Origin of the sequence: Brevibacterium sp. CCUG 69071 (assembly GCF_021023135.1) — a bacterium.
Lineage (GTDB): Bacteria > Actinomycetota > Actinomycetes > Actinomycetales > Brevibacteriaceae > Brevibacterium.
The window spans coordinates 207,659-227,999 of sequence record NZ_PGFV01000001.1 but is presented as its reverse complement, the minus strand read 5'-3'; the positions used below and the strand labels follow the sequence as shown (position 1 = coordinate 227,999).

Sequence of the window (20,341 nt, the reverse complement as noted above, 5' to 3'; positions counted from 1 at the left end):
CCGACCCGAGGACGCTCAGCCCAGTCGGACGTCCCGGTAGGCCACACCGGCCGGTGCCGGAGCGGGTTCGACGGCGGAGATGCCGTCCTCGGTGGTCACGAGCAGGCTCGCGTGGACGCCGTCGGCCTGCGAGCCCGAGGCGTTCTGGCCCTTGATGACCAGTGCCCGCACTGCCTCGGGAGAGATCTCTGCGGGGCTGAGTTCGGTGGTGCCGGTCGGGTTGAGATCGAATGACTGCGGGTCCGTCAGCGAACCGTCGTCGAGCATTCCCTGGATCTGCACCTGCCCCTGACCCGGTGAGAGGTAGAGCGTTCCCGTGCCGGTTCTCGGCAGCGCCATGATCTGGGACTCGGCGAGTGTGTCGGTGGCGGAGATGCGGCCGAAGTCGCCCGCACCCTTCTGTCCGTCCTTGCCGACCGTGGCACTGGCCTGGATCGGGCTCGGGGAGTCGAGGACGACGCTGGTCGCGTCGAGATCGCCGAGGTCGGCCTCGGCGACACCGCGGGCAACGACGGTCATGGAGGAGCGGGGGATGTCGATCTCACCGTCGGGACCATAGGCCTTGAGCGACACCTCGGCGAGGTCGTCGCCGGGATTGGCCACGCGCAGCTTCGCGTCCTTGCCGTCGAGTCCGGTGACGACCTGCTGACGATTCGCATCGGCTCCGGCGGCGGCGAGGTCGATGCCCTGCGGAGTCAGTCCGTCGAGGACGCTCTCCTGCACCGACCCTGCAACGACTCCCCCATCGACGGTGACGTCGACGGCCAGGGCTTCGGCACCGGCGGCCAGACCGGCCAAACGCACAGCGCGCTGCGCACCGGGTTTGATGCTCAGCTCGGTCGGCTCGGATTCCTGACCCCGCGGGGTCATCACGGCCACCTCGGCCTGCACGGGCGCGTCGCCCGGGTTGCTCAGCAGCAGCTGGGAGTTCGAACCCGTCGCCCCGGATCCGGCCAGGATCCGGAAGCTGCTCGCCGCCTCGGCGCAGGTCAGCGTCGCCAGTCCCGTGAGGTCTCCGGAGGTGCCCTCGACGGTCTCGAGTCCCGTGGTCAGCGCCGGGGCGCCGGGCCGGGCGAAGCCGGTGATCAGCTTCGTCGCATCGATCGTGTCGTCGCCGGAGACGAAGCCCGGAGAACTGGGGTTGTCGAAGTTCGCGTCTCCGCCGAGGTCGGCGACCTGCAGTCGCGCGGCGGAGAAGGAACCGTCGGCGGCGCTGATCGGGGCCGAGGCCGAGACCACTCGGGTCGACACGTTCGAGTCGTCGACGAACTCCGCGTCGGTGCCTTCGGCCTCCTCGTCGGTGAGCAGGGGGCCGGGGCAGATCACCCGGGTGTCGGCCGTGGGCATCCGCACCTGTTCCGGGCTGCGGTCGAGTGTGCCGGGCGTGAGCGGGGTGAGGAACGAGGTGGTGGCCACGAGCACGCCGGGGACGGCGATCGCCGCGAAGGTCACGATGCTGCGCAGATGTCTCATGCTTTCGCCTCCGCGGAGAGTTTCGCCGTCGGCTTCCTGACGCTTCGGCGTTGGGAGCCGAACGGGATGGCCACGATCACGGTGAGCAGTCCGAGCATCCAGCCGAGGATCACCCCGGGTGCGTACAGGGGCGAACCGGAGGTCAGTTCGACCTCGCCACCGGAACTCGGCAGGGTGAACTCGGAGGTCCACTCTTCGCTGGGCTCCGAGGGTGACGGCAGTTCGGCTCCGCCGATGCGTGCGGTGATCGCGTCCGAGGCGTCGGCGACGATGAGGGTGCGACCGTCTTCGCCGGGCGCCACCTCGACGGTGCTGCCGTGCTTCGGTGCGGTGCTCAGCGTGCCGTCGGGTTCGCGGACGAGGAACCGTCCGCTGTAGTCGGTGTCGACCTGCCACAGGCCGCCGGACTCGGTGGGTCCCACCTGGACGAGGCCTTCGGCGGCGGAGACGGAATTCTGCAGATCACCGGCGGAAGAATCAACGAGGACGAAGTCGACCCCGAGGCGGCCGAGGAGCTCGCGCACGTCCCCGGCATCGTCGGCCGACAGCGCCGAGGCGGCCTGTGCGACGAGGGTCTGGTCCGGTCCGATCGGCAGCGGACGCCGCTCCCACGGCCAGCCTCCGACCGCCTCGGCGGAGTCGATCGTCGAATTGCCGATGACCGTGCCGTCGGCGGAGGAGATGAGCGTGGCCAGCACCTCGCCGTCGACGTTGTCCAGGCGCAGGGTGCGTGCCTGCGTGTCTCCGGCGGCCCGGTCGGCGGCGAGGGCGGGGACGATGCCGTGCTCCTGCGGTTCGACGATGTCCGCCGAGGTGGTGCTCCGTCCCGCGCCGAGGACGATGAGTCCGATCGCGGCGAGGGCGACGAGTCCGGCGAGGCCGCGCATCGGCAGCCTGCCGGCGGTCGAGGTGCTCGCGGCGGTGCGCTCGGCGCCGAGGGTCAGCAGCATGATCGAGCCGAGGCTGACCAGGGTCAGGCCCGCCGCAGGATAGGAGCCGATGAGCTGGAAGGGTCCGGTCTGGGCGGGGACGTGGACCTGGACGACGGCGAGGATCAGACCGCCGAGGTAGAGTCCCACGGCCCACATCAGCCGGGTGAGATCCAGGCGCGCCTCGATGAGGGTGAAGAACGCGAGGATGAGCATCGGCAGGACGATGAGCGGGGCCCAGAGGCCGAGGACGCCGGGGGCGACTCCGTCGACGCCGAGCGCCGCCAGCAGCTTCGCCAACCACGTCAGATCGAGCGGTTCGGGGAATCCGACGGCGAGCAGATAACTCGGGGCCTGGGCCGGTGCGAGAGTCTGCCCGGGCATCGTGAACAGGGCACCCGGGTGGAAGAGCAGCGCCCACAGCCATGGCCAGGACAGGAACAGCGTGGGTGCGAGCAGCCACAGGTGGCGAAGCCCCCGAGCCGTGATGAGCAGGGCCGCGGTGCCGAGGACCGCGATGACGAGCATCATCGGCACACCGGCGATGAGCAGGAACAGCAGCAGCCCTGCGGCGGCGGAGGCGGCGATCGAGCCGGTGCGCAGGCTCCTGCGCAGGGCGATGACCAGCAGTGGTGCGCCGATCCAGACGAAGACCACGCCGAGGCGGCCGCCACTGAGCGCGGTGATGAAGGTGGGTGCCGCGATCCACAGCAGGGCGGCGAAGCCGCGCACCCATCGGCGCCGGGCGATTGCGCCGGCCGCGAGATAGGCGGCGATGACCGCGAGGAGCGGGGCGAGGAGGATGAGGCATCTGGCCATGATGTCGACATGGCCGAAGAACGGCAGGGCGAGGATCCCGAGGACGAGCTGGTAGGGGTCGGCCGGTACCGCCGCGCCCGTGGAGATGTCGAGGTGCTGGCCGAGCAGTCGGGCGAAGAGTTCGCCGAGACCGACATCGGTGGAGCCGAGCCCGCCGCCGGTGAGGTGGCCGGGGCCGAAGAGGCGGAAGGAGACGAATCCGCTCAGTGCCGCGGCCAGGATCACGAGGTAGGTCAGGGGGTGGCGGACGAGGCTCGCACCGCCGGTGACCTCGAGCCGGGAGAAGGAGTCGATCGCCTCCTCGGTGTCGCCGACGGGGTTGAGTTCGGCTTCGTCGTTCGGTCCGCCGGTGGGCACCTCGGCGGCTGCGGCCGATTCGTCGGCGTTCATGCTTCGCCGCTGCACGGCGAGTTCGTCAGGGTCCGCGTAGAGGGCGGCCACATGGGAGGTGCTGCTGCGTTTGGCCAGGCGATTGCGCCGGGAGTTCGCGCGGCGCAGCGGCGCGGTCGTGGAAGCATCTGCGGCCAGGCCGAAGAAGGCCGAGAGGTACCAACCGGCGGAGCGGACGTTGTTGCCCAGCAGGCCGGCCAGCGTGTTCTTCAGCTGGGTGAGGGCGAGGAGGCAGAACAGTCCGAGGAATCCGGGCCGGGCGAGGCTGAGCCGGTAGCGCTGTTCGGTGCGGATCTGGAATTTCGAGATCGGGGGCAGCGGAGACGATCCCAGCTGGGCGGCTGTGGACTCGGAGACGCTGAGTTCGGCTCGCGGGGCCAGGACGACTCGTTTGCCGAGGTCGCGCAGGCGCCGCGAGAATTCGATCCCACGGTAGGCGGGGCCGAGGACTCGGGACGGGGCCCCGATCCGCTCGAGTTCGGCGGTGGCGATGAGCATGCCGGGCATGTCGAGGCCGAGCGTCTCCGTCTGTCCGTCACGCTGGCCCTGGTCGATCTCTCCGCGTCCGACGGGGTTGACCCTGGCTCCCGCCGAGGTGGTGGTGACCCCGGCCGAGACGATGCGTGAGGCGTGCATGATCTTCGGGCCGACCGCGGCAACTGAGGCGGTGGAGCCGATGGCGTCGAGGAGTTCGTCGAGGCAGTCCGCTGCCGGATCCGAATCGGGAGTGAGGAACCAGAGGAACTCGGATTCGGAGACGGCCGAGAGCTCGAGCGCGTCCCTGACGGCAAGACCCCCGAGATCCACGACGGGGATCTCGGGGTATGTTGCGCTCAGAGCCGCTTCCAGCTCTGTCGTGCTGCTGTCGTCACCTGAGATGACGACGGCGGTGACGGCAGGTCTCACACGACCCTTTTCTTGAGTCGTCGACGTTCGCGTTCGGACATCCCACCCCAGATGCCGAAGCGCTCGTCATTGGCGAGTGCGTATTCGAGGCATTCCGAGCGCACATCGCAGGAGGCGCAGACACGCTTGGCCTCGCGGGTCGATCCGCCCTTCTCGGGGAAGAACGCCTCCGGGTCGGTCTGTGCGCAGAGCGCCTGGTCCTGCCACGACAGCTCTCCGTCCTCGGAGGCTCCCAGCAGAAGCGAGAGCGGCGAGACCGCGGAGTTGTCCGTGGGCAGCGGGGTCAGATCGTTCGGATCGACCGCCAATGGATCGGGCAGTGTGTCCGGTGTGCGAGCACCTGGTTCGATGAACCAGTCTTCGGCGCTACGGGCTGTCACTCCCGGCGCGGAGGAGAGATCGTCTCGCTCCTGCCATTTTCTCTGTGCGCTTTGCACGGTGTTCCCCTTTCTCACGCTTGAGCGGCTCCGACGCCCTGCCGACGAGATCGGCGTGGTGTACGGTCGAATCCGAGGATTCGTGCCCGGCGCGTTCCCCTTTAGGTATAAATTACACGTGTGTCATTACCGCTCCGTCAAGCCCTGATGGAGTATTGGAGGACCGCCGGACAGGCTAATAGAACACACTTTCACATACACACGCGCCGGTAACCCCATATATAGCGACCGCCCTGGAGTGCCGCCACAACCTATGGTGTTTCCCTGACCAGATCCGAAGAATTTCGAAAAGATTCCCCGTCGATGGGATTATGGAGACATGAGAGTCGAATCACCGCGGGCCGCCCATGAATGACCGCCTGCTCACCGTCTACGCTCCCCCGGTCGACGAAGACATCGAACCCGGCAGCGACCTCGCGGCGATCCTCATCAACTCACTGCGACGCAATCGCATCGACCTCAAGGACGGCGACATCCTCGTCATCGCCTCGAAGGTCGTGTCCAAGGCCGACGGTCGGCTGCGCACCGTCGACGATCGTGCCGAGTTCGAGGAGCTCGTGGCGAACTCGTCGACGCATCTCGTCGCAGAGCGGACCTACGGCTCGGGCACCACGGTCCAGATCGTGCGGACCCAGGCCGGCACGGTCCAGGCCGCGGCCGGCCTCGATCAGTCGAATTCGGGCGGCGCCGTCGTCCTCCACCCCCATGACTGCGATCATTCGGCCGCCGTGCTGCGCCAGCGCGTCGAGGCCTCGTTCTCGGTGCGCATCGGCCTCATCATCTCCGACACCAGCTCCCGCCCCTGGCGGATCGGGGTCTCCGACATCGCTCTCGGCCTGTCCGGATTCTCCGGGCTCGACGATCAGCGTGGCAGACCCGATGACGACGGCCGGGTGCAGTCGGTGACCGTTCGCGCGATCGCCGATGAGATCGCCTCGGCCGCCGACATCGTCAAGGGCTCCTCCCGCGGTCTGCCGATGGCCCTGGTCCGCGGTGCCGGCGGATATCTCGACAACGGCGGGGACGGGGCGAAGGCGCTCTCCCGTGAGCTCGGCGAGGATTGGTTCCGCTACGGCCATGTCGAGGCCATCCATCGCGGGCTCGGGGTTCCCGAGCTGCCCGGTCGGGCCGCCGCCGGTGACAACGGCGACGACATCCTCGAGAAGGTGTCGCGGGCGATCCGCGTCGTCCGGGCCGGCCAGTCCCGCACTCCCGGCCATGCCGCCTGGCGGATGCGCATCGAAGGCTCGGGTTCACGGATCACGATGAGCCCGTCGGACTCCCCCGCCACTGCGCAGTCCGGCGGTCCCCCGCTGCTGGAGGCGATGGTCGGACTCGGTTCGCTCGTCGAACGCCTCCACACAGCACTCTTCGCCGAAGACCTCAGCGCCACGACGAACTACCAGTGGGTCGACGGCGAGCTCGGAGCCTTCCCCCGAGGAGTCACCCTCGATATCACCCTCATCGTTCCCTGACCGGCACTCCGACCGTCATCCTGACCACCTCTCGCTGACCGGCACCGGAGAACTTCGCTGACCGGTGACCCGACCACCACGGAAGAAGACCCACCTTGGACCTGAGCACCATCTCCCGCACCGGCGGACCCGTCCTGCTGTGGCGCGGACCCGACTATGACAGCCTCGACCTCACCGGCCCGGTGGTCGCGAACTGGGTGAACAAGGGCGTGGGCCTCTTCGGCGACTACGACCTCGGCCCCGACTTCACCCTCTGGGTACCGACGCCGAACGGGCTGCATTGGCGCGAGGTCGTCGGCATACTCAGCGTTCTCCTCGCCGAGGGCCGCGTCGTTCTCGGCGATCGGCCCGAGGAGGACCATCACGCCCTCGTTCCCTTCGGCACCGAGTCTGATGAGTCTCTGTCCGATGCCGAGGAGATCTTCGTCTACAACCCTCCGGCACTGTCCCTGAGCACGCCCGTCGACGACGACTACATCGACGTCAACTCGGCCATCCGCGCCTATCCCGATCAGACTCCGCGTCGCCTGGCGGCCACCGGCAGCCTCATCGTCGACGGCAGGACGATCGACTGGGCCGGGGACCCCACCGATCCCGGCACCGGCTCGGGCAGGCCGGAGGGCCTGCTGGTGTCGAACTCGACCCCACGTGCGGACGAGTGGCCGCGATTCCTGCGCCACCTCCTCGGCGGGGGTGAGATCCTCCTGGCCACAGGCATCGACGAGGGCCGAATAGCGGACCTCTCCGATCAGCTCGGAGACGTCCATGGCAGACTGGGCGCATGGACAAAGTAGTTGAAACCCCCGCCGAGGCGGTCGCCGATATTGCAGATGGTTCATCGATCGCCGTGGGCGGATTCGGTGTGGTCGGAGTTCCCGAGTTCCTGATCAGAGCGATCCAGGACCAGGGAGCCAAGGAGCTCGAGGTCATCTCGAACAATGCCGGCGTCGACGGACGCGGCCTCGGGATCCTGCTCGCCGATCATCGGCTGCGCCGCATCATCGCCTCCTATGTCGGTGAGAACAAGGAATTCGCCCGCCAGTACCTCTCCGGTGAGCTCGAGGTCGAGCTGACCCCGCAGGGAACGCTGGCGGAGAAGCTGCGGGCCGGCGGCGCCGGAATCCCGGCCTTCTACACGATCACCGGTGCGGGCACCCAGGTCGCCGAGGGCGGCATGCCGTGGAAGTACGACTCAAACGGCAATGTCGTCAAGGAATCCCCGGCGAAGGAGACGAAGGTCTTCGACACCTTCGGTGAAGAGAGGGAATACGTCCTCGAGAAGTCCCTGGCTCCCGACTATGCGCTGGTCCGCGCCGCCGTCGGCGACCGCCACGGCAACCTCGTGTTCCATTCCTCGGCCAGGAACTTCAACCCTCCCGCGGCGCAGTCGGCGCGGATCACCATCGCTGAGGTCGAGAAGCTCGTCGAACCCGGTGAGATCGATCCCGACGACGTCCACGTCCCGGGCATCTTCGTCCACCGTGTCGTCCCGCTGACGGCGGAGCAGGTGGCCGACAAGCCCATCGAGAAGCGCACCGTCCGCGAATCCACGAACGCCTGAGGAGAGCCAGTTATGTCATTGACAAGAAATCAGATGGCCGCTCGCGCTGCCCAGGAGCTCGAAGACGGCAGCTACGTCAACCTCGGCATCGGCATGCCCACCCTGGTGCCGAACTTCCTGCCCGAAGGTGTCGACCTCGTGCTCCAGTCCGAGAACGGCCTGCTCGGAGTCGGACCCTACCCGACCGAGGACGAGATCGACCCCGATCTCATCAACGCTGGCAAGGAGATCGTCACGATGCTCCCCGGTGCCTCCTACTTCGATTCGGCCGCGAGCTTCGGCATGATCCGCGGCGGCAAGGTCGATGCAGCGATCCTCGGCGCGATGCAGGTCGCCACGAACGGCGACATCGCGAACTGGATGATCCCCGGCAAGATGGTCAAGGGCATGGGCGGGGCGATGGATCTCGTCCACGGCGCCAAGCGCGTCATCGTCATCATGGACCACGTCGCCAAGGACGGCTCGCACAAGCTGCTGAACAGCTGCGACCTGCCCCTGACCGGAGAGCGCGTGGTCAGCCGCATCATCACCGACATCGCGGTCCTCGACGTCACCGGAGACTCCTTCACCCTCGTGGAGCTCGCCCCCGGCGTCACCGTCGACGAGGTCAAGGAGAAGACCGGCGCCGAGGTGGTCGTCCCCTCCGAAGTGCCGACCATCGACGTCGCCGCCTGAGTTCACACGCCCGCGGGGCGCTGCGCATCACTGCGCGGCGCCCCGCGGGTCTTCTCATGCCGTCGAGGCCATCACGGGACGCGCGAACCCGTGTGCGGCCCGCGGCTTCAATACGGTACCTGGGTGTGGCCCGCGCACGAGACATGGGCGGACGAAATGAGCTGATCGCTCCGCGGTGGGCGGACCGGCCGGAGAGGTGACGACGACCTCGGTGACGACTCTCTTCAGGCGAAGGCCAGGGCCTGGTCCAGTCCGGTCGTGGCCAGGAACAGGTCGCCGTGACCGTCGGCGGTCACCGTCGGCTCGTTGGCGGCGATGAACACGCTCTCACCGCGCTCGAGCGTGACCGAGGAGCCGAGCGAGGTCAGGGTGATGGTCCCCGAGGTGCACAGCACGATGCTCGCCCCTCGGCGCTCGAGTGTCTTCAGACGCGGGCACCGCAGTGCCTGCAGGGCGAAGTCCTCGGTGGAACCGACCAAAACGCCGTCACGGTCGGGTTCGACCATCCGCGGTGAGCTCGAGGTGAACTTCGCGATCCGGCGGAGTTCGGGGATGTCGACGTGCTTGCCGGTCAGCCCGCCGCGGAGGACGTTGTCGCTCGAGGCCATGACCTCGATGCCGGTGCCGAAGAGGTAGGCGTGCATCACGCCCGCCTCCATCGCCAGGGCCTCCCCCGGCTGCAGATGGACGCGATTGAGCATGAGGCCGACCAGCACGCCGGGATCCCCCGGATAGTCCTCGTGGAGTTCGCAGAAGGTCTGGGCCGGGTCGACCGTCGAGCCGAGACGGCTGATGTGGCCTTCGGGCAGCTCATCGATGCCGTGTTCGGCGACCTCGTCGAGGAGTCCGATCGCACGGGGATCGCCGAGGACGAGTTCGACCACACGGGAGAGCGCCTTGGTCTCGCTCAGCGACTTCAGCGCCGCGATCAACTCTCCGAGGAAATCGAGCGAACCGGGCGTCAGCGGCTGGGACAGCATCCGCTCGAAGGTCGCTCGCACCGCCTTGCGGGGGCGGAAGCCGGTGAGTGCGTGGAAGTCGGTGAGCGCGTAGATGAGCTCCGGTTTGGCCGAGGGGTCCTTGTAGTTGCGGTTCGGCGCATCGAGGTCGGGGCCCGCAGACTCTTCACGGGCGAATCCGGCGGCGGCCTGTTCGGAATTCGGGTGCACCTGGATCGACAGGGCCTTCTGCGCCGAAAGCACCTTGAGCAGGAACGGCAGGCGCGCACCGAAGGCGCGCACGGAGTCGTGGCCGAGGAGACCCTCAGGGTCGCCGGCGAGGAATTCGATGAGGTTGGGGCCGCGGCGGCTGCCGGTCTCGGATTTCGTCTTCACGGCACCGGAGGATCCCTCGGCGTGGCCGTACGCTCGGTTCTCCGACTGAGCCTGTGCCTCACCGAGATCAAGACGTGAGGGGCTGAGAGGGTGCGCGCCCAACCACAGTTCCGCGCAGGGAGTGCCGTCGGGCACAGTTCCCAGAATCGCAGGAATGGCGTCCGGGCTGCCCCAGTCGAAGTTCTTGACCGTGTTCTGCAATCGGCGCACTGGGCAGACCCCCTCGGTTGGACTTGACGGATCGGCACACGATTTCGTGTGCTGTTCAACGGTAGCGCGTCTGCAGCGCCGCTGGTGCCGTCTTCACCAACTGTTCAGACCAAGTCACAGAGTGTTCACCGCTTGTCACCTGGACAGATATGCAGACCTTGAGGTTGTCCGGAGGAAAGGTCGAGGGGAAACACGACAATGCCCCGAGGTGAGTCCCTGCTGCGGGACCGCCCTCGGGGCACTGCGTGACTTCCTCAGTGAGACCGGTGCTGCTGATCTCGTTCGGCTGGTCTCAGCCGACTGTCGTGTCAGCCGACGACGCGGATGACCTTGGCGCCGCGGCTGAGCATCCAGCTGTAGCTGCGCTTCGACGTGTTCGTCCGGGTCGAACCCGCATCGTACATCTGGCCCTTGGTCTCGGAGATGATTCCGATGTGACCGGGGATCCAGATCATGTCGCCGGGCTTGGCATCCTTGATCGAGATCTCCTTGCCCGCATAACGCTGCTGGCTGGTCGTGCGGGGCAGCTTGATGCCGTTATTGCCGTAGACGTACTGCGTGTAGCCCGAGCAGTCCCAGCCCTTCGTCGGAGAGGTGCCGCCCCAGACGTACTTCACGCCGAGGTGGGACTTCGCCTCCTTGACGATGGCGTTGCGCTGAGCCTGGATCTTCTCTTCCTTGCTCGGCTTGTCCTTCTTGTCGTCTTTGGACTTATCGTCCTTGGACTTATCGTCTTTGGACTTGTCGTCCTTCTTGTCCTCGTCCTTGGACTTGTCCTCGTCCTTGGACTTGTCCTCGTCCTTCGACTTGTCGTCGTCCTTAGACTTATCGTCGTCCTTGGACTTGTCTTCGTCTTTCGACTTGTCATCACCATCGGAGTTCTTGTCGTCTGCAGCACCTTCCCCGGAGTCTGCAGCCGATCCGCCATCCGAGGCGCTGTCTCCTGGCGGAGTCACGGAATCGTCCGAGCCACCCGGGTTGTTGTCGACGACTCCGCCGGTGATCTTGCCCGTGGGCGAGAACTCGGTGGTTCCGTAGCCTTCGGCCCAGACGAGTCGAGCGCCCTGGAAGAGCTGCTCGCCTCGACCGTCCTTGTAGACGGGGTTGGACTTGGGATAGCCGAGGTGGCCCTTCTCCTTGCCCTTGTCGGACCAGTACTTCTTCAGCGTCCCCGTGGTGAGGTGCGCGCCCGTCGCCTTCGACCAGTGGATCTCTCCCTTGGCGAACTTCTGGTACGCGCCACCTCCCTTGAGGCCGCCCTTCTCCTGAGAGGTGGGCAGCCCCAACTGGGTGACGACGTCACCCTTGTACGAGGAGCCGATGGCTCCGGCCAGGTGGTAGGCACCGGTCTTCTTGGACCAGTACACGACACCCTTTTCGAACTTCTGACCTTTGGCGCCCGAGATGCCTTTGACATCGAATTCCTTGCCGGTCGCCTTGCCGAGCTTGTTCTTCTCGGCGTACTTCTCGATGGCGGTCTTCGGCTTGGGCTTCTCAGCACCCTTGCCGTCATCCGACTTGTCATCGGGCAGGTTGCCCGACTTCAGGATCGAGTTGACGGTCGAACGGACCTCGCCGAGCTTCGCATAGAATGCGTCGCCGGGGCAGTCTGTGTTGCCCAGGTCGCGGTGGCCGACCAGGGTCGACTTCGTGGCCGAGCTGATGCCGTTGAGCGAGAACTTCCAGGCTATGGCTGCTGCCACAGCGTCGCGGGTCTTCTTCGGCGGTGCGGAGCTGTTGTAGGTTCCCAGCACCGAGATGCCGAAGGTGCCGGTGTTGTGTCCCTGCACGTGTGCACCGATCACGGCCTTCTCGAGGTCGCCGGCACGGGCCTGCCAGAGGCGGCCGTACTTGTCGGCGACGACGTTGTATCCGATGTCCGACCAGCCGCGACCGGACTGGTGGTAGGACTGGATGCCGCGGATGATCGAGGGCACGTCTTCGGCGGAGTAGCTGTTGGAGCCCGAGGTGTGGTGGACGACGGCCTGCTTGATTCCGCTCGCGTAGTCGGGGCTGCCCTTGTAGGACTTCGCACCCCAGGACTTGCGCGAACCGATCTTCGGCTTCGGCACCTTCTTGCTCTTCGCCACGGTCGACACATCTGCCGAGCCGGGGACGTAGTTCTGGCTGCTCACGGTCGCCGCACCGGTGGCATCCACGTTCTCCGCGGTTGCCGCCTCGGTGCCGGTCGACTGCTCTTCGGTCTCACCGGTCTCAGCGCCGTCGCCTGCGGTCTGCTGACTGAGGTCGACGGGGGCGTTCTCGGCCACGGCTTGAGCATCGCCGGCATCGCGCTTCGGATCGACGAGCACGAGCTCGGCGTCGCTGGGCGCCTTGTCACCGAGGATGCGCATCTGGACGCTGGTGGCGTTGTTGACCGTCATCGGCTCGGAGCCCTCGTTGGTGGCTTCCTCCTGCTGCTCCTCGTCGAGGGTGTCCCAGCTTCCCCATCCGGAGTCCTGCTTGATACGGACCTGGATGCGGATGTTGGACTTCGACTCGGAGAAGGTGAAGCCGATCAGGCTCGGGTTCTTCGAAGGGACGTCGAGCACATCGGAGATCAGCGCGATATTTACGCCGTCTTCGGTCTTCTGACGCACGGAGCCGGAGATGTCATCGGAGTCGTCGGACTTCTCATCCTTCGACTCGTCATCACCGGATTCGGAGTCATCCGACTTCGAGTCCTCGGAATCCTTGGATTCGGTGTCCTTCTTCTCGCTCTCGCCGGCCGGAGATTCGGCAGGCGCGGAGCCTTCGGAGGGAACCGCTTCGTCCTCGTCGTCGGTGCCGGACAGGCTCGCAGACACGGGATTGACCGTGCCGGCTGCGGCCGAAGCGTCCGCGCTGACATTGACGGTGGAGGGCACTTGGGTCGAGGCGAGAGCGGTCTGCGACTTGAAGATGTTCGGCAGGTTGCTCGTCGCGCTCTGGTTGGCGGCGGTGGCAGTGGAATCACTGGAATCGCGTGCGCCGGGGACGTTGAGTCCCTCCTTGCTGACGCTCAGCGCCTCTTTGGACACATCAGGCGTCGAGGATGCCGCGAAGGCAGTCGGCGTCGTGACCGCTAAGGTGCCGACGAGTGCGACAGCTGCGCAGCCCGCGACAGTGGGCAATATGTGTTTCATCGTTACAGCCTTTTCGAGGAAGACAGGGAAGTTCAGGCCTCGAGGTCGGCTTCACCGTTGGCAGAACGGTGGGCAACCCCAACATCTCAAAATTGTTACACATTTTCGGCGTGTCAGACTAGCCAAATAACAAAAGAATCTAATTACACCGGTGTGGTTCCCAGCAATGGCAGGGGACACACCGAACGAAAGTTTTTCTTCGGTTCCGCTCATCCGCCCATCGAGGGACATAATCGCGCCCGTCAGGGCGTGTGGCTCACGCCTCAGGGGACGTAGCAGATCGACTTGTCATCGGAGTCTTCGCCCTTGTCAGCACCGCCGTCGCCGGCGCCCTGCGCCAACAGCTGCGGCTCGGATTCGGAGGCCGAACCGATCCCCGCATCGACTCCGGCAGAAACCGAAAGCGTTCCGCCGGGAGCCGACAGAGCATCCTTGTCCTTCTCAGAGTCCTGGGATGCTTCTTCGATCTTATCCGCAACCAGCTGATGTGCCACATCGAAGTCGGGGTTCGACGGGGTCACCTCCGGCGGAGTCAGATCGAGTGACTCGATCTTCTGTGATTTGGTCTTGAGTGCCAGATCGACGAACGAGTCGACCTCGGACGAGGGAATGTCCGTCGACACGGCACCCGGGGTCGCCTTGGCGATCGCCTGGTACTTCGTCAGCACGGTGGCGGGGTCGAGCTGTTTGACCATCGCCGTCTGCACACAGCGCTGCCGGACCATCCGCTCGTAGTCGCTGGAGAACTCGCGCGAGCGGGCGAACCACAGGGCATGGAACCCGTCGAGCTTCTGCTCACCCGGTTCGATCCAGCCCTTGACCGGGCCGTGCTGGCCGGTGGTGGGGTCGACCTTCGATGAGATCGGCACTCGCTTGCCCGAGACCAGGTTGATCCCGCCGAGGGCGTCGATGAGCTTCTCGAAGCCTTTGAGGTTGACCATCGCGTAGTACTGGACCTCGAGGCCGGTGATCGCCGAGGCGGCATCCATCGTCGCCTGCTCCCCCGCGGTCTTCGGGTCCTCGAATTCGTCCTTGTGCTGTTCGCCCTGCTGGAACACGGCGTTGAGCAGGCACTCGTTGCCGCAGTTGTAGCCCTGTGGGTAGTGCTTGTGCAGCGGCGAGTCCTCGGGGAAGGGCACGTTCTGCATATTGCGTGGGAGGCCGACGATCACCGACTTGCCGGTCTTCGCATCGATCGAGACCAGGGACATCGAGTCCGGCCGGATGCCCGTGCGTCCCTTGCCGGCGTCGGAGCCGAGCAGCAGGATGTTGTAGCGACCGTCGACGGGTTTCGCCGCCTTTCCGGAGGCGAAGAGGTCGCTCATCAGACCGCGCTGGGAATTGAGCATCGTCGTTCCCCATGCGAGGGGGCCGACGACGATGAGCAGCAGGGCGCAGAAGGCGGCGACGAAGCGTCTGCGGACCTTCTGCGAGATGGTGACGAGCCTGATTCGGCGCAGCGAATCGAAGAGGCACACGACCCAGTTGATCGCGACGACCGGGATCCAGATCGTGAGGAATGTGAGGATGAAGGGATTCGTGCCGATCGTGAAGGCGAAGCTGCGGTTGATGAGAACCGCGACGATGGCGATGATCGCAAGGGCCCAGCTGATCGCGGTGATCGACAGTGAGATCTGCGCCCAGCGCCGCCGGCGGAACAGCAGCTGCACTCCGCCGGGGATGAGGACGGTGACGACGAGGAGCAGCCAGGCTCGCACATCGCGAGTCGGCTGTGACGCGTACGACGGATGCCGAATGGGGTCGACATATCTCGTTTCGGCCACCGACTCTCCTCTGTCTCTCTCACTGCTGATCCGGTCACGCGGGACTCCCGGAACCACGGTCACAGAGACCACTGTGCCAAATCTTCGTCAGAGTCCACTGTGTTCATCCATTGTGTCGCGTGCGAGTCCCCGATTGCGGCACATCCGCACCGCGCATGTCGCATGAGTGCCTGTGTTCCTTCCCACACCCGACCGAGACAGAATCTGCAGTCGCGCCGAGCCTGAGTCCGCCGCCGCGACCGCGCCGAAGCGGAGTGAGTCGGCGCCGGAGTCGACCGGCACCGGCCGCAGACGCAGCGCAGAGCGGCGGCCCGGCCGCTTCGAGAGAAGCGTCCGGGCCGCCGTAGTCTGCGCCTGTGCGATTCAGGCGATGAGCTTGCGGCCCATCACCATGCGCTGGATCTGGTTCGTGCCCTCGTAGATCTGGGTGATCTTGGCATCGCGCATCATCCGCTCGACCGGGTGGTCGGAGACGTAGCCGGCACCGCCGAGCAGCTGCACCGCGTCGGTGGTGATCTCCATGGCTGCATCGGAGGCGAAGGCCTTCGCCGCGGCGCCGAAGTAGGTCAGGTCGTCGTCTCCGCGTTCGCTCTTGGCCGCAGCGGTGTAGGTCAGCTGGCGGGCGGCCTCGAGCTTCATTCCCATGTCGGCGAGCATGAACTGGATCGCCTGGTTCTCGGCGATGGACTTGCCGAACTGCTGACGTTCCTTGACATAGCCGAGCGCGTAGTCGAGTGCGCCCTGGGCGATGCCGACGGCCTGGGCGGCGATGGTCACACGCGTGTGGTCAAGCGTCCGCAGGGCGATCTTGAGCCCCTCTCCGGGGTCTCCCACGATCCGGTCCCCGGGCAGCCGGACATTGTCGAAGAGGAGTTCGCGGGTGGGCGAGCCCTTGATTCCGAGCTTGCGCTCCTTCTCTCCGAAGGTGAAGCCCTCATCGGACTTCTCGACGACGAAGGCCGAGATGTTGCGCCCGCGTGCGCCCTCGGGGTCGGTGACGGCCATGACCGTGTAGTACTCGGAGACGCCGGCGTTCGTGATCCAGGTCTTGACCCCGTTGAGGATCCAATCGTCTCCGTCGCGGACCGCTCGGGTCTTCATCGACGCGGTATCGGATCCGGCCTCGCGCTCGGAGAGGCCGTAGGAGAACGCAGCCTCACCGCGGGCCACCTGCGGGAAGTATTTGGCCTTGATCTCTTCGCTGCCGCCGAGCTGGACCGGCAGACTGCCGAGCTTGTTGACAGCGGGGATGAGCGAGGACGAGGCGCATCCGCGTGCGACCTCTTCGATGATGATGGCCACCGCCAGGGCGTCGGCTCCCATGCCGCCGTGCTCCTCGGGGATGTGCGCGGCGAAGAAGTCCGTCTCGATCAGAGCGTCGTGGGCCTCCTGCGGATAGCGGGCGTCGGCGTCGACCTCAGCGGCGAAGGGGGTGATCTTCTTCTCGACGACGTTGCGCACGGCGGCGCGGATCTCTTCGTGCTCTTCGCTGGGCTGGTAGAGGTCGAACATCATTCTCCTATAACTGATCGATCGATAAGTTGCTCTATTATCGCCGCAAGGCGCGCCCTTTGTCGAGAGCGACTTGCCGAAGCTCGCTCCGATACTCGTCGAGACGTCCTCGGATTCCGGCCGCCTCGGCGTCCGTCCCGGCCCCGAGGATCCGAGCCGCGAGCAGACCGGCGTTCTTCGCCCCGCCGATCGAGACCGTGGCGACGGGAACGCCGCCGGGCATCTGCACGATCGAGAGCAGCGAGTCCATTCCCTCGAGGTGCTTGAGCGCAACCGGCACACCGATGACGGGCAGCGAGGTCATCGAGGCGATCATTCCCGGCAGGTGCGCCGCTCCCCCGGCTCCGGCGATGATCACGCGCAGTCCGCGGTCGGCCGCGGTCTTCGCCCACTCGACCATGTCCTCTGGCATCCGGTGAGCGGAGACGACCTCCGCGGTGGAGTCGATGCCTAGGTCCGTGAGCGCCTCGGCGGCGGCCTGCATGGTCGGCCAGTCCGAGTCCGATCCCATGACGATGCCGACCGGCGCCGAGGCGGTGGTGGCAGTCTCTTCTGCAGCGGTCATCTCAGGCCCTTTCCTCGGAAACGTCGGTGTCGGGATCGTGTCGCTCGCCGCCCTCGGCATCGAGGTCGCCCGGACGCGGCATCTGCGGGTGCGGATCCGGATCGACCCCGGCAATGAAGTCAGCGGCGTGACGGGCCCGGGCAAGGACGAGGTCCCGATCCCGGCCGTAGGCGTTGACGTGACCGACCTTCCGGCCGGGGCGCACGCCCTTGCCGTAGAGGTGGACCTTGATCGCCGGATCGTGGGCCATCACGTGCAGGTAGGGCTGGTAGAGGTCCTTATGGTCGGCGCCGAGGATGTTGACCATCACGGACACCTTGTCCCGGGCCGCGGGGCTGCCGAGCGGCAGGTCGAGGACGGCACGCAGGTGCTGTTCGAACTGACTGGTCACCGACCCGTCCTGGGTCCAGTGCCCGGTGTTGTGAGGACGCATGGCGAATTCGTTGATGAGGAAGCCCTCGGCGGTCTCGAACATCTCCATCGCCATCACCCCGGTCACCTCGAGGGCGCCGGCGACCTTGAGGATCGCCTCGGTGATCTCCTGTGCCTTCTCGTCGGCGAGTCCGGGGGCCGGGGCGACAGCCTCCTTGCAGACGCCGTTCTGCTGCCAGGTCTCGACGACCGGCCAGACGGCGGTCTGGCCCATCGGGGACCGCCCGACCATGACGGCGAGCTCACGGGTGAAGTCGACCTTCTCCTCGGCGAGGAGCTGGCCGACCTCGTCGAGCCAGGTGGTCGCCTGCTCGAGGCTCTCGATCACGCGCACGCCCTTGCCGTCGTAGCCGCCGCGCGGGGTCTTGAGGATGTAGGGGTAGCCGACGCGACGGCCGAAGGCCTCGGCATCGGCGGCCGACGTGATCTCGGCCCAGGCCGGGTTCGGCAGTCCCAGCTCGTCCATCTTGGCGCGCATGCGGATCTTGTCCTGAGCGAAGATCAGCGCCTGCGGTCCAGGACGCACGGCGTGACCCGCCGCGGCGAGCGCCTCGAGGTGCTCCGGCGGGACGTGCTCATGGTCGAAGGTGATGACGTCGACGGTCTCGGCGAACGCCTTGAGCGTCGGATAGTCGGTGTAGTCACCGACCGTCACCTCGCTGATGACCTGAGTGGCCGGAGCGTCCGCGGTTTCGGCGAGGACAGAGAACCGAACGCCCAGGGCCTCTGCGGCGGGGGCGAGCATGCGTGCCAATTGACCTCCGCCAATGACACCGATACGTGGAAAAGTCACGCCCACCATACTATCCGCCACTGCGGACACGGCCTGACAGCGTCCGCAGAGTGTCAGACCGCGAGGAGAGGGATCTCCAGTTCGCGGGCCGTCGTCGAGCCGTGGTGGCCGATGAGCGCGAGCGCCGAGGCCGATTCGTTCTGCGAGTCGACGATCGCGAATTCGTCCTGGCAGATGACGAGGAAGTCACCGATGCGCTCGCGCACGTGCTCGGCCACCGGGCCGAAGTAGCCGCGGCCGATCGCCTCGGCGCGGGAGAGCACGAGTGCCCTTCGGCCGATGATCTCGGACCAGGCGGCGCCGACATCGGCGGCGGCCCCGGATTCGGCATAGACATGGAGTGCGCGGGGCTCCCCGCCGATGTGCCGCACGCCCGCGCGAAGTCTCGGCTCCTCGGCGACGTCGAGGCGCAGCTCGTGATCGATGTCGACCATTCCGTGGTCGGCGGTGACGATCATCGTCGCATCGGACGGCAGGTCACCGGCCAGACGTGAGAGTGCGAGGTCGACGTGTTCGAGCTCCTCGGTCCAGGCCGCCGAGTTCGAGCCGTGCACGTGACCGGTCTTGTCGAGATTGCCCCAGTAGAGGTAGACGAGTCTGCGGCCCGGAGACTTCGCCTCGGCGACGGCCTGGGCACAGCGCTCCTCGAGCGTCTTCGAGGCCCGGAAGCGACCGCCGCGCAGCGAGGCCCGGTTCAGTCCCCTCCCGGCGAACTTCGACTCCCCCAGACTGACGACGTCCACGCCGGTCTCGGACAGACGTTCGAACAGGGTCGCATCGGGCACCCACGCCACCGGATCCACATCGAGATCCCAGGTCAGCTGGTTGAACACGGCGTCCTTGGACGGGTCGAGGACCCGATAGCCGACGACGCCGTGGGCGCCGGGCAGGCGACCGGTGGCCAGGGAGGACAGAGAGTTCGCCGTCGTCGAGGGAAACCCTGTCGACAGGGTCCGACGGGTCGCGGCCAGCGACCGGAAGAAGGGCGTGTAGCCGCTGTACTGACGCAGCTGCTGCTCGCCGAGTCCGTCGATGAGGACGACGATCGCCGTCCGCGTCTCCCGGTCAAGACCGAGGCTCTCGGCTCTGGCCCGGGCAGTGTCGTCGAAGATGGCTCCGGCTCCGAGGCCGACTGCCGCCGCCGGCACCACATCGGAGAGGATCGGTCCCGCATAGTCCGGCGGACCGAGCAGACTCGATGTCGACGGACGCGGAGCGGACGAGGGGCCCGAATCCCCCATCAGCGTCGCGACCGCAGCCGGGCCTGGAACACCGCGGAGCGGAGCCGGCCGGCGAATTCGGCCATCCTGTCGACCGCCGGCTGGCCCTCGGCCTCAGCCGAGACGCGGAGCATGACGTCTTCGGCGAAGATCGAGCCGCCGTAGCCGTGATCGCCCATGCAGTCGGGATCCCCGCAGGTCTCCGGGAAGGCCTCGACCCTCCGCGAAGCTCCCCAGGAGAGGGTGAGGGAGACCTCGACGGGCTTGTCGCCGGGCCGGTAGGCGGCAGGGTCGGCGAAGGTGCGCCCGACCATCACGGTGCCGAGGCGCTCGAGCTCGATGTCCTCGCTGCTCGTGACCGCCCGCGGCTTCGAGCCGGGAGCTGCGTTCGGGTCGTCGTCGACGTGGGCCAGCAGCAGCCTGGTCTCCGTAAGGACGAAGGCCGTGACGTGTCGGTGGATCGATTCGATGTCGACGTGCGTGTCGATGTGGACGAAATGGGCGAGCACCGGTTCGTCGAAGAGGGAGTCGGCCAGAATCCCCTGCGTGAGCTGCGGGTAGTAGCCGGCGGACTGCAGATCGTGAACGAGTACTTCGGGTAATGCCATGCCCACCATTGTGCCGTACTCCTCCGCGTCTTCCCACTGCGGCCCGTGACTCAGGGGCTCCGGCCGGACACATCCGGGCTCGTCCGCCTATGC

Annotated in this window: 15 protein-coding genes; 4 read left to right on the top strand and 11 right to left on the bottom strand. The window is 66.6% G+C overall.

Annotated features, from left to right (window positions below; genetic code table 11):
• Positions 1-15: 15 nt before the first annotated feature.
• The 3 genes from CV023_RS00990 to CV023_RS19080 are packed head-to-tail and all read right to left on the bottom strand — an operon-like array spanning position 16 to position 4,897.
• A complete protein-coding gene (locus tag CV023_RS00990) occupies positions 16-1,473 on the bottom strand; it encodes a DUF5719 family protein (protein ID WP_230743606.1) in 1,458 nt (485 codons plus the stop codon).
• On the bottom strand, positions 1,470-4,517 hold the full coding sequence (locus tag CV023_RS00985; RefSeq protein ID WP_230743605.1) for a glycosyl transferase: 3,048 nt from the start codon (positions 4,515-4,517) through the stop codon (positions 1,470-1,472). The genes CV023_RS00990 and CV023_RS00985 overlap by 4 nt, the downstream gene beginning before the upstream one ends.
• Positions 4,514-4,897, bottom strand: a complete 384-nt coding sequence (locus tag CV023_RS19080; RefSeq protein WP_284934678.1) for a WhiB family transcriptional regulator — start codon at positions 4,895-4,897, stop codon at positions 4,514-4,516. The genes CV023_RS00985 and CV023_RS19080 overlap by 4 nt, the downstream gene beginning before the upstream one ends.
• Before the next feature lie 404 nt (positions 4,898-5,301).
• On the opposite strand from CV023_RS19080, the gene CV023_RS00975 reads away from it, so the two are divergent.
• The 4 genes from CV023_RS00975 (at position 5,302) to CV023_RS00960 (ending at position 8,665) form a co-directional block, all read left to right on the top strand.
• A complete protein-coding gene (locus CV023_RS00975) occupies positions 5,302-6,429 on the top strand; it encodes a coenzyme F420-0:L-glutamate ligase (protein ID WP_230743604.1) in 1,128 nt (375 codons plus the stop codon).
• A 95-nt stretch (positions 6,430-6,524) separates the two neighbouring features.
• On the top strand, positions 6,525-7,223 hold the full coding sequence (locus CV023_RS00970; protein WP_230743603.1) for a hypothetical protein: 699 nt from the start codon (positions 6,525-6,527) through the stop codon (positions 7,221-7,223).
• Entirely contained in the window at positions 7,211-7,990 is a 780-nt protein-coding gene (locus tag CV023_RS00965) for a CoA transferase subunit A (protein ID WP_230743602.1), read from the top strand. The genes CV023_RS00970 and CV023_RS00965 overlap by 13 nt, the downstream gene beginning before the upstream one ends.
• Positions 7,991-8,002: 12 nt before the next feature.
• Complete coding sequence (locus tag CV023_RS00960) at positions 8,003-8,665, top strand: CoA transferase subunit B (protein ID WP_230743601.1); 663 nt, start codon at positions 8,003-8,005, stop codon at positions 8,663-8,665.
• A gap of 224 nt (positions 8,666-8,889) precedes the next feature.
• On the opposite strand, the gene manA is transcribed toward CV023_RS00960, so the two are convergent.
• The 8 genes from manA to CV023_RS00920 all read right to left on the bottom strand — a co-directional run bounded on the left by manA (position 8,890) and on the right by CV023_RS00920 (position 20,248).
• Positions 8,890-10,209 (bottom strand): mannose-6-phosphate isomerase, class I, encoded by a 1,320-nt coding sequence (gene manA / locus CV023_RS00955; protein WP_230743600.1) that lies wholly within the window; start codon positions 10,207-10,209, stop codon positions 8,890-8,892.
• 308 nt (positions 10,210-10,517) lie between these two features.
• A complete protein-coding gene (locus tag CV023_RS00950) occupies positions 10,518-13,334 on the bottom strand; it encodes an NlpC/P60 family protein (RefSeq protein ID WP_230743599.1) in 2,817 nt (938 codons plus the stop codon).
• A 263-nt stretch (positions 13,335-13,597) separates the two neighbouring features.
• Positions 13,598-15,118 (bottom strand): LCP family protein, encoded by a 1,521-nt coding sequence (locus tag CV023_RS18940; RefSeq protein ID WP_230743598.1) that lies wholly within the window; start codon positions 15,116-15,118, stop codon positions 13,598-13,600.
• Positions 15,119-15,481: 363 nt separating this feature from the next.
• A complete protein-coding gene (locus CV023_RS00940) occupies positions 15,482-16,630 on the bottom strand; it encodes an acyl-CoA dehydrogenase family protein (RefSeq protein WP_284934790.1) in 1,149 nt (382 codons plus the stop codon).
• A gap of 37 nt (positions 16,631-16,667) precedes the next feature.
• Positions 16,668-17,195 carry a 5-(carboxyamino)imidazole ribonucleotide mutase gene (purE, locus tag CV023_RS00935; RefSeq protein ID WP_230743596.1) on the bottom strand — a complete coding sequence of 176 codons (528 nt, stop codon included), beginning with the start codon at positions 17,193-17,195 and terminating at the stop codon, positions 16,668-16,670.
• Between the two features lies 1 nt (position 17,196).
• Positions 17,197-18,429, bottom strand: a complete 1,233-nt coding sequence (locus CV023_RS00930) for a 5-(carboxyamino)imidazole ribonucleotide synthase (protein ID WP_442859905.1) — start codon at positions 18,427-18,429, stop codon at positions 17,197-17,199.
• Between the two features lie 44 nt (positions 18,430-18,473).
• The gene (locus tag CV023_RS00925) at positions 18,474-19,661 is read right to left on the bottom strand and encodes an alkaline phosphatase family protein (RefSeq protein WP_230743594.1); all 1,188 of its coding nucleotides are present in this window, start codon (positions 19,659-19,661) and stop codon (positions 18,474-18,476) included.
• Positions 19,661-20,248 (bottom strand): DUF5998 family protein, encoded by a 588-nt coding sequence (locus CV023_RS00920; RefSeq protein ID WP_230743593.1) that lies wholly within the window; start codon positions 20,246-20,248, stop codon positions 19,661-19,663. Before CV023_RS00920 ends, CV023_RS00925 begins: the two co-directional genes overlap by 1 nt.
• Positions 20,249-20,341 lie beyond the last annotated feature (93 nt).